The organism is Faecalibacter sp. (assembly GCF_057177045.1).
This window is the reverse complement of the sequence record NZ_CM169987.1, coordinates 2,340,834-2,354,251: the sequence shown is the minus strand read 5'-3', so window position 1 is coordinate 2,354,251 and position 13,418 is coordinate 2,340,834. Positions and strand designations below refer to the sequence as shown.

Annotated in this window: 14 protein-coding genes and 6 tRNA genes; 12 read left to right on the top strand and 8 right to left on the bottom strand. The window is 34.1% G+C overall.

All coding sequences use genetic code 11. From position 1 onward, the window contains the following. Positions 1-3 precede the first annotated feature (3 nt). The 7 genes from AC1QSP_RS11070 (at position 4) to AC1QSP_RS11040 (ending at position 4,455) form a co-directional block, all read left to right on the top strand. On the top strand, positions 4-570 hold the full coding sequence (locus tag AC1QSP_RS11070; protein ID WP_484078735.1) for an anthranilate synthase component II: 567 nt from the start codon (positions 4-6) through the stop codon (positions 568-570). Between the two features lie 3 nt (positions 571-573). After that, positions 574-1,560: an anthranilate phosphoribosyltransferase gene (gene trpD / locus AC1QSP_RS11065; protein ID WP_484078734.1), complete on the top strand. Its 987-nt coding sequence runs from the start codon at positions 574-576 to the stop codon at positions 1,558-1,560. Next, a complete protein-coding gene (trpC, locus tag AC1QSP_RS11060; protein WP_484078733.1) occupies positions 1,557-2,339 on the top strand; it encodes an indole-3-glycerol phosphate synthase TrpC in 783 nt (260 codons plus the stop codon). The genes trpD and trpC overlap by 4 nt, the downstream gene beginning before the upstream one ends. Next, positions 2,339-3,010, top strand: a complete 672-nt coding sequence (locus AC1QSP_RS11055) for a phosphoribosylanthranilate isomerase (RefSeq protein WP_484078732.1) — start codon at positions 2,339-2,341, stop codon at positions 3,008-3,010. The genes trpC and AC1QSP_RS11055 overlap by 1 nt, the downstream gene beginning before the upstream one ends. A 13-nt stretch (positions 3,011-3,023) precedes the next feature. Continuing rightward, on the top strand, positions 3,024-4,205 hold the full coding sequence (gene trpB / locus AC1QSP_RS11050; RefSeq protein WP_484078731.1) for a tryptophan synthase subunit beta: 1,182 nt from the start codon (positions 3,024-3,026) through the stop codon (positions 4,203-4,205). A gap of 61 nt (positions 4,206-4,266) precedes the next feature. Continuing rightward, a tRNA-Pro gene (locus tag AC1QSP_RS11045) sits at positions 4,267-4,341 on the top strand. 39 nt (positions 4,342-4,380) lie between these two features. Next, positions 4,381-4,455: transfer RNA gene (locus AC1QSP_RS11040), tRNA-Pro, on the top strand. A gap of 54 nt (positions 4,456-4,509) precedes the next feature. On the opposite strand, the gene AC1QSP_RS11035 is transcribed toward AC1QSP_RS11040, so the two are convergent. Next, positions 4,510-5,418 carry a ketopantoate reductase family protein gene (locus tag AC1QSP_RS11035; protein ID WP_484078730.1) on the bottom strand — a complete coding sequence of 303 codons (909 nt, stop codon included), beginning with the start codon at positions 5,416-5,418 and terminating at the stop codon, positions 4,510-4,512. A 127-nt stretch (positions 5,419-5,545) separates the two neighbouring features. On the opposite strand from AC1QSP_RS11035, the gene AC1QSP_RS11030 reads away from it, so the two are divergent. After that, positions 5,546-6,976 carry an amino acid permease gene (locus AC1QSP_RS11030; RefSeq protein ID WP_484078729.1) on the top strand — a complete coding sequence of 477 codons (1,431 nt, stop codon included), beginning with the start codon at positions 5,546-5,548 and terminating at the stop codon, positions 6,974-6,976. A 36-nt stretch (positions 6,977-7,012) separates the two neighbouring features. Here AC1QSP_RS11030 and trxA read toward each other — a convergent pair whose 3' ends face one another. From trxA to AC1QSP_RS11000, 6 genes are all read right to left on the bottom strand, one after another. Beyond that, positions 7,013-7,378, bottom strand: coding sequence for a thioredoxin (trxA, locus tag AC1QSP_RS11025; protein ID WP_484078728.1), 366 nt, complete (start codon positions 7,376-7,378; stop codon positions 7,013-7,015). 212 nt (positions 7,379-7,590) lie between these two features. Continuing rightward, positions 7,591-8,226: a suppressor of fused domain protein gene (locus tag AC1QSP_RS11020; RefSeq protein WP_484078727.1), complete on the bottom strand. Its 636-nt coding sequence runs from the start codon at positions 8,224-8,226 to the stop codon at positions 7,591-7,593. 87 nt (positions 8,227-8,313) lie between these two features. Further along, positions 8,314-8,386 (bottom strand) — tRNA-Met (locus AC1QSP_RS11015). An 8-nt stretch (positions 8,387-8,394) separates the two neighbouring features. After that, positions 8,395-8,467, bottom strand: a tRNA-Met gene (locus AC1QSP_RS11010). Positions 8,468-8,573: 106 nt separating this feature from the next. Beyond that, positions 8,574-8,646, bottom strand: a tRNA-Met gene (locus AC1QSP_RS11005). An 8-nt stretch (positions 8,647-8,654) separates the two neighbouring features. Continuing rightward, positions 8,655-8,727: transfer RNA gene (locus AC1QSP_RS11000), tRNA-Met, on the bottom strand. 147 nt (positions 8,728-8,874) lie between these two features. On the opposite strand from AC1QSP_RS11000, the gene AC1QSP_RS10995 reads away from it, so the two are divergent. From AC1QSP_RS10995 to AC1QSP_RS10980, 4 genes are all read left to right on the top strand, one after another. Next, positions 8,875-9,462 carry a helix-turn-helix domain-containing protein gene (locus AC1QSP_RS10995; RefSeq protein ID WP_484078726.1) on the top strand — a complete coding sequence of 196 codons (588 nt, stop codon included), beginning with the start codon at positions 8,875-8,877 and terminating at the stop codon, positions 9,460-9,462. 199 nt (positions 9,463-9,661) lie between these two features. Continuing rightward, complete coding sequence (locus AC1QSP_RS10990) at positions 9,662-10,516, top strand: hypothetical protein (protein ID WP_484078725.1); 855 nt, start codon at positions 9,662-9,664, stop codon at positions 10,514-10,516. 9 nt (positions 10,517-10,525) lie between these two features. Further along, complete coding sequence (locus tag AC1QSP_RS10985) at positions 10,526-11,341, top strand: hypothetical protein (protein WP_484078724.1); 816 nt, start codon at positions 10,526-10,528, stop codon at positions 11,339-11,341. A gap of 5 nt (positions 11,342-11,346) precedes the next feature. Further along, positions 11,347-12,165, top strand: a complete 819-nt coding sequence (locus AC1QSP_RS10980; protein WP_484078723.1) for a hypothetical protein — start codon at positions 11,347-11,349, stop codon at positions 12,163-12,165. A 48-nt stretch (positions 12,166-12,213) separates the two neighbouring features. On the opposite strand, the gene AC1QSP_RS10975 is transcribed toward AC1QSP_RS10980, so the two are convergent. Beyond that, on the bottom strand, positions 12,214-13,365 hold the full coding sequence (locus AC1QSP_RS10975) for an LOG family protein (protein ID WP_484078722.1): 1,152 nt from the start codon (positions 13,363-13,365) through the stop codon (positions 12,214-12,216). Between the last annotated feature and the right edge of the window lie 53 nt (positions 13,366-13,418).

The following is a 13,418-nucleotide window of genomic DNA, read 5'->3' as shown; positions in this document are numbered from 1 at the left end:
ACCATGAAAATTTTAGTTTTAGACAATTACGATTCATTTACTTACAATATCGTTCACGCCCTACGCAAATTCACGGATACTATTGATGTTTTTCGCAACGATGAAATTGCGTTGGAAGACGTCGAACAATACGATAAAATCTTACTTTCTCCAGGTCCTGGAATTCCAGACGAGGCGAATTTATTAAAACCAATCATTGAGAAATATGCGCCGACCAAATCGATTTTCGGAATTTGTTTAGGCCAACAAGCAATTGGTGAAGTTTTTGGAGGAACGTTATTGAATACGCAAGAAGTTTTTCACGGCGTACAATCGGAAATTGAAATCGTTCATTCGGATGAAATTTTATTTCAAAATATGCCGTCTCACTTACAAGTCGGTCGTTACCATTCTTGGGTGGTTTCGAATGAAAACTTTCCTGACACTTTAGAAATTACAGCGAAAGGACCTAAAGGTGAAGTCATGGCCTTAAGACATAAAACCTATGATGTGCGTGGTGTTCAGTTTCATCCCGAATCAATTTTAACACCTGAAGGTGAACAAATGATTGAAAACTGGTTAAAAGCTTAAGCGATGAAAAAGTTATTAAATCAATTGTTTGAAAACTATACGTTAAACGAAGAAGAAGCCTACCAAATTATGGTGGACATCTCTGAATCCAAGTATTCGGATATCGAGTTGGCTTCGTTTTTAACGGTTTTCAATATGCGTAATATTACGTTAGACGAATTAAAAGGATATCGTAGAGCTTTATTGAATTTATGTTTAAAGGTTAATCTTCCGAAAAAAGCTTTAGATATTGTTGGAACGGGTGGCGATGGAAAAGATACATTCAATATTTCGACATTAAGTGCTTTTGTAATTGCCGGAACAGGCGAAAAAGTAATTAAACAAGGTAATTATGGTGCTTCGTCGGTGAGTGGTTCATCGAATATGTTGGAACAATTTGGGTATCAATTTTCTTCGGATGAAGCGAAATTAAACCAAGAATACGATGAAGTCGGATTAACTTTTTTACACGCACCTTTATTTCATCCCGCGTTGAAAAAAGTCGCGAATTTAAGACGTGAATTAGGCGTAAAAACGTTCTTTAATCTAATGGGACCTTTAGTGAATCCGGTTCAACCCGATTCTCAAAACTTAGGAACATTTGATGTGAAAACCGCTCGTTTGTATCATTATGTGATGCAAAATTCGGGTAAAAACTATGCGATTTCAACAGCCTTAGCTGGATATGATGAAATCTCATTAACGTCACCAACAAAAGTATATACGAATCAAGGTGAATTCTTGTACCAAAGTGAGGATTTTGGATTAGAAACGATTCAAGCCGATCAAATCGCAGGAGGAAAAACGGTAGAAGAAAACGCAAAAATTTTCTTGTCCGTATTACAGAATGAAAGCACCAAAGCACAGAAAGAAGTGGTATTAGCCAATTCGGCTTTAGGATTAAAAACAATTCATCCAACCAAAGATTTAAAAGAATGTGTAGCGATTGCAAACGAAAGTTTAGTCTCAGGAAAAGCATTCGAAATCTTTCAAAAACTAACCAACCGATGAAAAATATATTAGATCAAATCATTGAACAAAAACGAATCGAAGTTCAACAAAAACAACAAATTCAATCCATTGAGGATTTAAAACAAAGTATTCACTTTTTAAATCCGATTCGATCAGCGAAAGCTTCAATTTTAGATGAATCCAAAACGGGAATTATTGCGGAATTTAAACGTAAATCGCCATCGAAAGGATTTATCAACGAAAACGCCAACGTGGAAGATGTGGTGGTCGGTTATGAACAATTTGGTGCCTCAGTTGTTTCCGTTTTAACGGATGAAAATTTCTTTGGTGGAAGCATTGAAGATTTACAGCAAGCCAAACAATTTTTAACCATTCCTGTCCTTCGTAAGGATTTCATTGTGGATACTTATCAAGTTTACGAAACAAAAGCAATCGGAGCCGATTTGATGTTATTGATTGCCGAATGTTTAACGAAAGAAGAGGTCCACGATTTAGCCAAATTGGCGAAAGAAATCGGATTAGAAGTTTTGTTGGAAATTCATTCGGAAGATCAATTGGAAAAAGTCAATGAATACATTGATTTGATCGGCATCAACAACAGAAATTTAAAAACGTTTGAAGTTGATACGGAGAAATCGAAACAGATATTAAAACAATTACCCGAGGATTTGATTAAAGTCGCGGAAAGCGGAATTTCTGATCCGGAAGTAGTCAAAGATTTAAAAGCCGCTGGATTTCAATCGTTTTTAATTGGTGAAAACTTTATGAAAAATGAAAATCCAGGGAAAGCCTTTCACGAATTTGTGAATCAATTGTAATGAAAAGATTTCAAGTAAAAGTATGTGGCAATAATTCGGTTCAGAATTTTAAAGCCTTAACCGAAATTGAACCCGATTATGTGGGATTTATCTTTTATCCAAAATCTCCACGATTTGTAAAAGATGAAACCATTTTCGACATTTTTCCAAATGCTGAACGTGTAGGTGTTTTTGTGAATGAATCCATTGAATCTATTATTCAAAAAGCACAAAAATTCGAATTAGATGTGGTACAGTTACACGGTGACGAAACGCCAAATTATTGTCAACAATTAATCGAAGCCAAACATCAACAATTATTAACGTCTGAACAGTTTTTAGATTTTAAAATTTGGAAAGCTGTCGGTATCCATGAAGATACAGATTTTGAAGAATTAAGAGGTTATCAACAAGTTGTTGATAGTTTTGTATTTGACACCAAATCAAATCAATACGGCGGAACTGGTCAGAAATTTGATTGGCAGTTGTTGAAAACCTATCAGTTATCAACACCCTTTTTATTAAGTGGTGGAATTCAATTAGAAGACGCATTGGTTTTGAAAAATTTCCAACATTCCCAATGCATAGGTTTTGATATCAACAGTGGTTTTGAAATTGAACCCGGAATCAAAGACATCGAAAAAGTAAAACAATTTATCGACACAATTGATGGTCGAATTGAACAAAATTAAGAGAACAAACAAAATGAAATATTCAGTAGACGAGAACGGATTTTATGGTGATTTTGGAGGAGCATTTATCCCTGAATTATTACATCATAACTGTCAAGAATTAAAAGAAGCATTTGATCAATACTTTTACACGGAAGAATTCCAAAGTGAATTTCGTGGCTTATTAAAAGATTATGTGGGTCGTCCTAGCCCATTATATTATGCACCAAAATTATCGGAACGATATGGGGCGAACATTTTATTAAAACGCGAAGACTTAAACCATACAGGCGCACACAAAGTAAACAATACCATTGGACAAGCTTTGTTGGCGAAACGAATGGGTAAAACAAAAATTTTAGCGGAAACAGGAGCCGGTCAACACGGTGTCGCAACCGCAACCATCTGTGCGTTATTAGGTTTAGAATGTACCGTTTTTATGGGAGAAATTGACATTGCGCGTCAAGCACCAAATGTTGCCCGTATGCAAATGTTAGGAGCAACTGTCGTCGCAGCCACTTCTGGAAGTAAAACGTTAAAAGATGCAACAAACGAAGCGATTCGTTACTGGATTAATAATCCTGAAACCTATTATTTAATTGGTTCAGTGGTTGGACCTCATCCTTATCCGGCGATTGTAGCCGAGTTCCAAGCGATAATTTCGGAAGAAATTCGTAAACAATTATTAGAAAAATACGGAAAAGAAACACCGGATTATGTGATTGCTTGTGTGGGTGGAGGAAGTAACGCGGCTGGCGCATTTTATCACTTTTTAGATGATGAAGAAGTGAAATTAATTGCGGTGGAAGCGGCTGGATTAGGCGTTGATTCTGGAGAAACTGCTGCGACAATGCAAAAAGGAACCGAAGGAATTATCCACGGAAGTAAAACGATGTTAATGCAAGATGAAGATGGTCAAATTGTTGAGCCTTATTCAATTTCTGCGGGATTAGATTATCCTGGTGTTGGACCATTACACGCTCATTTATTCAAAACAGGTCGTGGAACGTTTTTAAATGCAACAGATGACGAAGCGTTACAAGCTGCCTTTTTATTAACACGAGAAGAAGGAATCATTCCAGCCTTAGAATCTTCTCATGCTTTAGCGGCTTTAGAAAAAATTGATTTTAAACCGCAAGACATTGTGGTTCTGAACCTTTCGGGACGAGGAGACAAAGATTTAGAAACGTACATGAAATTTTCTGAAAAATATTAGATAAAAAATTTGGTTTGTATTAAATAAAGGCCTTACATTTGCGCCACGATAATCAGATCAACGGGGTGTAGCGTAGCCCGGTCATCGCGCCTGCTTTGGGAGCAGGAGGTCGCAGGTTCGAATCCTGCCACCCCGACAAAATTTACCGGAGATTTGATTATCCAAACACCTTAATCGGGGTGTAGCGTAGCCCGGTCATCGCGCCTGCTTTGGGAGCAGGAGGTCGCAGGTTCGAATCCTGCCACCCCGACGAAATCAAAAAGCCTCTTCAATTTGAAGAGGCTTTTTTGTATCCTATCTTTAACTAATATGTTTTTTCAATTGCTTTCACCATGTTATAAATCAATTCATTGTAAGGCGTTGCAATTCCATATTGTTTACCTAAACGAATGATTTCTCCTGAAAATTCATCTACTTCCGAATAACGTTTTGCTTCACGATCTTGCAGCATCGACGTTTTTCCATTTTCATCGACAATTTTCATCGTCTTTTTTAATTGATCTATTTCTGGTTGACCAATCGATACACCGTGTGCATTTGCAACAGCAATCACTTCATTCCCGACCAAATCCACCATTCGGTCTAAATATTCATTGGTACGGAATTGACCGTAAGGAAATTCTAACAAATAAGTCAATTGATTCCCTACCACATTCACGACATATTTCGCCCATTGTGCTTTTTGTATATCATCGGACAATTGATTTGGAATATCCGCATCCTTTAACAATTGGTTTAACGCCTCTAATCGCTCTGGACAAGATGGATTAACTTGCCCAAAAATGATACGACCAATACTTCCGTACGTCACTTGATTCCCTTGCTTTACTGCATCCATATAAGCAACGGCATTCACCACACGATTCCAGCCAAATGTTTCAGCCAATACACGTTCAGATGTAATCCCATTCATTAAACTTACAATCATCGTGTTTTCTCCCACAAACGGTTTTAAATCCTCCACCGCTTGAGGCAAATGATCACTTTTTACAACCAGAAAGATAAAATCAGGATAATCTTGATTTTCAACAGATGTCACGTACTCAAAATCGTAGCGTTTACCGTTAACGTATACCGCTTCAGCTTCATAACGTTTTTTACGCTCTTCATTAACAATGACTTTTACTAAACCAGCATTATAATCAACTAAACTAGCCGCATACTTTGCGCCCAACGCGCCTAATCCAAGGAAGTAGATCGAATTAATTTTCATTTCAATTGTGAATTTGGTAATAAATATAAACGAAAAATAAGATATGATTAATTATTATCAGTCAAATGTTTGAGCAGCTAATTCAAAAATAATTTTTTACATATCTTTAACAAATAAATAATCAAAAGTGAGTCAGAAAGAAAAAACTGAAAACAAGGAACTTCAGCGCGGTTTGACGAATAGACACATCCAATTAATCGCATTGGGTGGAGCAATCGGAACTGGACTTTTCCTTGGAATTGGACCTGCAGCAGTTTTAGCAGGACCATCTGTAATTTTAGGATATGCAATTGCCGGAATTATTGCATTCTTTATCATGCGTCAATTAGGAGAAATGGTTGTAAACGAACCTGTATCGGGAAGTTTTAGTCATTTTGCCTATAAATATTGGGGTTCATTCGCAGGTTTTGCTTCTGGCTGGAACTATTGGATTTTATATGTATTGGTAAGTATGTCCGAATTAACTGCAATCGGTATCTACATCCAATTTTGGTGGCCCGAAATACCTCTTTGGGCATCGAGCTTATTCTTTTTCCTTGTCATTAACGCTTTAAACTTAGGGTCAGTAAAACTTTTTGGGGAAGCAGAATTTTGGTTCTCTATTATTAAAGTCGTGGCCATTATTGCAATGATTTTATTTGGGGGCTATTTATTAATTAGTGGAACAGGAGGAGAACAAGCAACTATTCAAAACTTATGGAACAATGGAGGTTTCTTTCCTAAAGGATGGTTAAGCGGAACTGCCGATCAAGGATTCTCTGGTTTATTGGCTGCTATGGCATTAATCATGTTCTCATTTGGAGGATTAGAATTAATTGGAATTACAGCAGCAGAAGCTAAAAACCCAGAAAAAACAATTCCTCAAGCTACAAATCAAGTGATTTACAGAATCTTAATTTTCTATGTAGGAGCATTAGTGATTCTATTTTCATTGTCACCTTGGGAAACCATTACCGTAGAAAGTAGTCCATTCGTAACCGTTTTTGACAACTTAAAATCTTTAAATATTGAATTATTCGGGCAAAACATTCAGTTTTCTAGAATCATTGCCAATGCTTTAAATTTAATCGTATTAACAGCTGCTTTGTCGGTTTACAACAGCTCTGTTTATAGTAATTCAAGAATGTTATATGGTTTAGCAGAACAAGGGAATGCCCCTAAATTTTTAAAGAAATTAAGTAAAAATAGTGTTCCCGTAATGGCAATTGTAGTGTCATCAGTTTTCGCTGCTGTATGTATTTTAATCAATAAAATCATCCCTGAATCAGCGTTTGAAATTTTAATGTCATTAGTCGTTTCATCATTAGTCATTAACTGGATAATGATTTCTTACACCCACTTAAAATACCGTAAACAGAAAGAGACTGAAGGGACAAAAACCTTATTCCCTTCATTCATGTATCCCATCAGTAACTACATCTGTTTAGTATTCTTAGTTGGAATTTTAGTCATCATGTGGTTTACTGGATTAAAAATCTCTGTTGAATTAATCCCTGCATGGCTTTTATTCTTATATATCGCTTATCAATTGGTCAAACGAAATAAAGCCAAACAATAACATCAAAAAAATCCATCTCTCTTGAGATGGATTTTTTTATTTATCAATATACTGATTCAGAATCTGAACTAATTCTTCTTTTGGTCTTGCTCCACTTTGCTTCCACAGCAATTGTCCTTTTTTAAAAATCGCAAATGTAGGCACACCTTGAACTTGATAACGTGCGGATAGCGATTGATATTTATCCACATCTACTTTTAGTATCTTCACATCATCCCCTAACTCTTGTTTTACTTGTTGCAAAATAGGTCCCATCATTTGACAAGGTCCACACCAAGTCGCAAAAAAATCAATTAGAACAGGCTTTTCTGATGCAATTATTTCTTCAAATGTCATAGTTTCTTCTTTCTGTATTTCTTGGGTTCCTTTTTTAGAGAAAATATTTTTTATAAAATTCATCATTGTTCTTTATACGAATGTATAAAAAAAGCACTCGCAAGGAGTGCTTCCATTAAGTTTTCACTTAATTACCAACCTAAACCTATGAAAAATTATTAACTCTAACTACTGAGCAATAATTATCTACTTATATAACAAAATAGATTCCAAAGACTAATATAATATTGATAATTAGCTTATAATTAACATTTTACAATTTAAATAATAACAAAATGTTATAATTCGCAAATAAATTTTGGGTTAGACGACTGAATGTCATTCAATAATGCTTTAACCTCTTCAGTTGTTGAATTATTTTCTAAACGTTTTAATTGCTCCGCATTTAATCCCACCATTTGTAAAAAGATCACTTTTCCGTGAGGTGTTTCCATTTCATCCAAATCAACATCTTTCACAAAAGCAATTCCTACAATATCGGTTTCCGCATCCGAGCGGATAGGACCTCCAAGCGGTAAAAATTGATATTCATTAAACCAGACTTTAGTTTCTTCTACAAAACGAGCAAGATTATTCATCAATTGAATGACCCAAAATGGATCTTGCCCCTCGTCACCATCAAATGGCTTTACACGAAAAGTTAATTCGAATCCCCATTTACTAAATTCTTCTCCAACCGCTTGCTCGTTATAATATAAATGTGACATTCCATAAGAAATCAAATGATGATATCCATTCACATCATACACTGCGACACCATCTATCGGATCTTCACCTCCTTGAAAAGACATAGTCTGAGGAGAATAAAAACGAGGTTCTAAATCTCCATACACAAGTTTTAAACGTTCTTCGATTGCTAATGCGCCGACCGCTTGATCTTGTTTATATTGTTTTTTGTATTCTTCTAAATTCATAATACAAAAATACTTCTAACCAATTAAAAAAGAGAAATTATTGAATAAAAAAAGAGAGTTTCAAAAAAATTGAAACTCTCTTGCTAGTAGCGAGGACCGGACTCGAACCGATGACCTTCGGGTTATGAGCCCGACGAGCTACCTACTGCTCCACCTCGCGATAATTAGTAGCGAGAACAGGACTCGAACCTGTGACCTTCGGGTTATGAGCCCGACGAGCTACCTACTGCTCCATCTCGCGATATTGGACTGCAAATATACATAATATATTTACACAAACAAATTAAATATTTTATTTTTTTATAAAAAAATAGAGAGTTTCAAAAAAATTGAAACTCTCTTACTAGTAGCGAGGACCGGACTCGAACCGATGACCTTCGGGTTATGAGCCCGACGAGCTACCTACTGCTCCACCTCGCGATAATTAGTAGCGAGAACAGGACTCGAACCTGTGACCTTCGGGTTATGAGCCCGACGAGCTACCTACTGCTCCATCTCGCGATATTGGACTGCAAATATATTAAGGATTTATTAATCTGCAAACTATTTCCATTAAAATAAAAAAATACCCAATTATAGGTATTTCCGATTTTACGTTTAATCTCTATTTTTACAATCCTAACTAAACATAACTTAAACACTTAAACAATGAAGACAATAGCCCTATTTAAAATAGGAGCAATTTTCTTATACGGAAATTTATCTCCTGTTGTATTGAATTTATTCAATACATTAATGTTAATTGCCATATTTGGTACGTTAATTTATCTTATTCTTCGCAAAAAAAATTCAGAAATTCATTTAAGTCATACCGAATCTATTATTCCTATGGCAACAAAAAAAGAAATTTCATCTTCTTATGAATTAAAAATTTCTAAAGAAAAAAAGAATGAACTATTCAAAAAATTAATTCAATTTGAAGAATCAAAAGGTTTTTTAGAAAAAAACTTAACCCTTACAAAAGTTGCTCATCAACTTGGAACAAATACGAAATACTTATCACATATTATAAAATTACATAGTGATCGAGATTTCAATAATTATATCAATTTATTAAGAGTTCAATATATTATCAATCAACTGGATGAAAACCCTAAACTTCATCAATATAAAATTAGTGCATTAGCTGAAGAAGCTGGATTTTCTTCTCACAGCAAATTTGCCCATTTCTTTAAATTAAATATTGGGTTAACACCATCAAAATACATAGCCGATTTAAAAGAGCTAGCCACTTAAAAACTTTAAAAATTAGGGAAATTTTCTTGATTTCGGATAATTCAGCCAAAAGAATTTATCAGTTTATAAATTCTTTAAAATAAAGCTTTTTAGTATTTATATCTATCCATTTTACTGAATACGAACAGAATACAATTAAATCCTCAGCATAAAGCTTACTAACTTAGCAAAACTAACACATAACTTAATCTATAACACTATGGTAAAAATTTATCTAAAATTTTTAATGCTACCCGCATTATTCTTATTTAACAATCTCAATGCACAAGTCGGGATTTCTATGGATCCAAATTTCGTACCAGAACCTGGTGCGGCACTTCACGTGGATGGAAAACTTAATGTTCGTGGCATTTTTAAAACGACGAATGAACCTCATCAATCTATTGGAAATGGTCAAAACGGTCAAGTTTTACAAATGAAATCCGTAAATGGACAATTACAGCCACAATGGGTAAACCCTCCAGTTTCCTTAATTGAAGAGGGAATGTATTACATCGAGAACACCTATACTACGACAAGTACTACTGGTGCAGTATTTACATCAAGTGATATAAATTCTTATGTCAATGCTGATATTAATGCAGAAACATTTAGTAACGGATGGAAAAAAATTGCTGAATTTAAAGAAAATGGAACTTATAAGAATTTCAATATTTTAAAAAGCAAGAATAATATTAATATTCATATTGAAACTGGAGTTCAACTTCGAAATACAAATACCTCCACCACTATAAATAATTCGAGTAATGCACAGTATGCTTGTGGATTATTTTCTAAAGCCCATGGTTCCAATGATAGTACAGCTAAATTAAGAGCATATCGTGTGGGACAAGTGAATTGGATCACTAATCAAACGACTCAGCATACGAACTTTAATCTTTTATATACCATTAAAGATTTTCCAATTGGAGAGTATAACTTTTTTGTAGCATGTAAGAAAATGAATCAAAGCGTAAATAATATGGAATTACGTATTGGTCAACCTGAACATGATCACATATCTCAATTCTCGGATCGTCCTATTGTGAAATTAGATATTTTATATCAATTATAATCTTATTCCATGAAAACATTTATCTATATACTTATCAGTTTATTTACTGTAAATACTTTTGCCCAAGTTGGGTTTGGAACAAATGATCCAGATCCTGCCTATTCATTAACAGTACAGGGAGACGTAAAAGTTGAAGAAATTAATCTTGAAAGTGCTTTACCGGGTATGATTTATAGCTCGAATGGTCCTTCTGTTGATCCTTCTTGGAAAGTAATTCCAATTGACAATACATCTATTCCTAATTTAAATTTTCTATTATTCTCAAAATCTTTAAATAATTATACTACTTTATCCATAAGCTCTAATCAGGCAGTATCAAATTCTAATTATTCATACAGTTACGACCAAATAATGAATAATAATTGGAAAGAATTACCGAAAAATAATCAAGATACAACTTTTAAAGTGAGTAGTGTAAACTCTAAAGTTTTTATTACTATGGAAAGTGTCGCTCAAATTAGTGGAAGCGATGATAATGCTAGGTCTGGGGTAAATTTTGCTTGCGGTATATTCGTAGCTGAATCTACAACTAACTCAACAACTTTTGGAGATTATAAGTTAAAAGGTGTACGCATAATTACAGGTAATTTAGGTTCGAATTCTTCTCCTTTCTTTAATTTCACTTTATCTACTGAAATAAAATCAGAAGGAAACTTCACCTTTAATCCTAGTAAAAACTATGATGTCAAAATTGGTTGTATGAGAAGAAATAGTTTCGGAAATTATTCTGGCGGCCTTACAATTGGTGGAGCATTAGACTCTAACATCAATAATTTTACTGCTAAGACATTTTTAAAAATCAATGTATTTGAACCTCTAAATTAATTCCTATGAAATATCTATATATATTAATGCTTTTAACTTTTCCTAAATTATACGGACAAGTAGGTATTGGAGTTGAAGATCCTCAAGCCTTATTAGATGTTGAGAGTTTATTGATTAGAGGTCAATTAATCTCTCCGAATCCTACCGGAGCTGAGAATACCTATTATAAAATTCTAAATAATGGATATCCAGGATGGGATCATTTACCACAACCTGTTGATTTTACAGGTTCTATCATGATTAAAGATAAAATGATTTTGGAATCTACGAATGGTTTATTAATCAATGATGTTAGTCAAACTACACCTGATAACTTAAATGATGCTCTTAATACAAGTGGTAAAAGTTGGGTTTTAATGCCAGATTTAAAAACATCATTCACATTTGATACACCTACAAATAGTATTAGTGCTCAATTTCAAACTATGGTACTAAAATACACTCGAACTGGATCAACAAATAATAATATTGTAAGTTATACCTGTGGTTTTTTTGTTAAAAAATCGTCTGAAGGAAATAACAGTTATAAATTAAAGGTCATAAGACCAGAAGTAATCATTGGAGATCGTAATTCATTTAAAATTATAACTGTTTCTGGAGTTATTGATCGAGATGGAAATAATCAACCATTTGCCGTAGGTACTTCATATGATATTGCTGTTGCTTGTAGGGGAAGAAATGTTGCTAGTACTGAATATTTAAGAATAGGAAAAAATGCTGTTACAGCAGATGGAACTAATACTTTTAACTCAACAACTCAAAGTTTATTAACCCCCGCTAATATTAAGTCAACGTTTATTGTTGAACAATATCAGACACCTTAGTTAAGTTATGTTAGGAAAAAAGCGAACGCATGCGTTCGCTTTTTTAATTTATGATACACGTATTGGTGGATGTTTTTCAATAAAATCAATTGTTAATTCAGCACTATCTGTCAAAAAGAGTAAATCCTTATACACTCTACCTTGAGCTAATTGATGTAAAACAGAATAAATCGAAGTATCTTCTACATATCTTTTCTTCCCTAAAAATACCATAGGGCTATAATATCCCGAGGTACCATAATGATTCTGAGCAGCTTCTTGAAAAATTTCTTGTGTTGTTCCTGCACTACCTGGTGCAAAGACTAATCCATATAAACTAATGGTAAGCAATATGTCTTCACGAATACTATTCGAAAAATATTTTGCAATATAAGTGGCAAATAAATTAGACGGCTCATGCCCATAAAACCAAGTCGGAATAGCTAAACTTTCTGCTCCATTCGGATATTTCGCTAAAACTTCTAACGATCTTTCTTGAAAATTTTTCGCTAAATAATCAGGATTTTCTATATTATCAAAATCTAAATCCTTTAAGATCGATATCGCATCAAATAATTCTTGTTTAGAATAATTCCCCATATATGCACCCAAATTAGCAGCTTCCATTATTCCAGGACCACCACCAGTTACTACATAATACCCTTTTTGAGTGGCTAATTGTGCTGCAATTGCTGTTTCGGTATAAAATTGTATTCCTCTTCTTGTAGAATGACCTCCCATAAATCCCACGACTTTTTTCTTCGTCATGCCTAAGTCATCATATTCTAGGATTCTTCTTAATGCATCATCAATGGAATGATCGTGTAGCCGTTGAGCTAAGGCTTCTGAAACGGGTGGATTGTATTTATGTTTTATAAAATGTTTATAAATATTAATATCTATACTATTGTCATGATCTTTTGAATATCCTTCCATTAATTCTTGCCATGAATATAATTTCCCTCGATACGGATTATAAGGCAAATCCTTAAATTTAGGATAAACAAATGCGCCTCTTTCAATTAATGGAATAGCTTCATCTTTGCGAAAGGTACATCCTAAAAAGGAAGTATTGTCTAATATTAAATTCTCCCAATCTACATTTTTTGTACAGAAATTGACATCTTGAATAACTTTATTGGTTAAGTTATTCGAGCTCGAAATAAAGTCGTTCCACTCTCTATCATTATGGATTAAATTTTTAATCAATTTTATTTTCATCGTTTTTTAAATCAGTTGATGTTGAAGGTACAAGAATTATGCAATAAAATAAT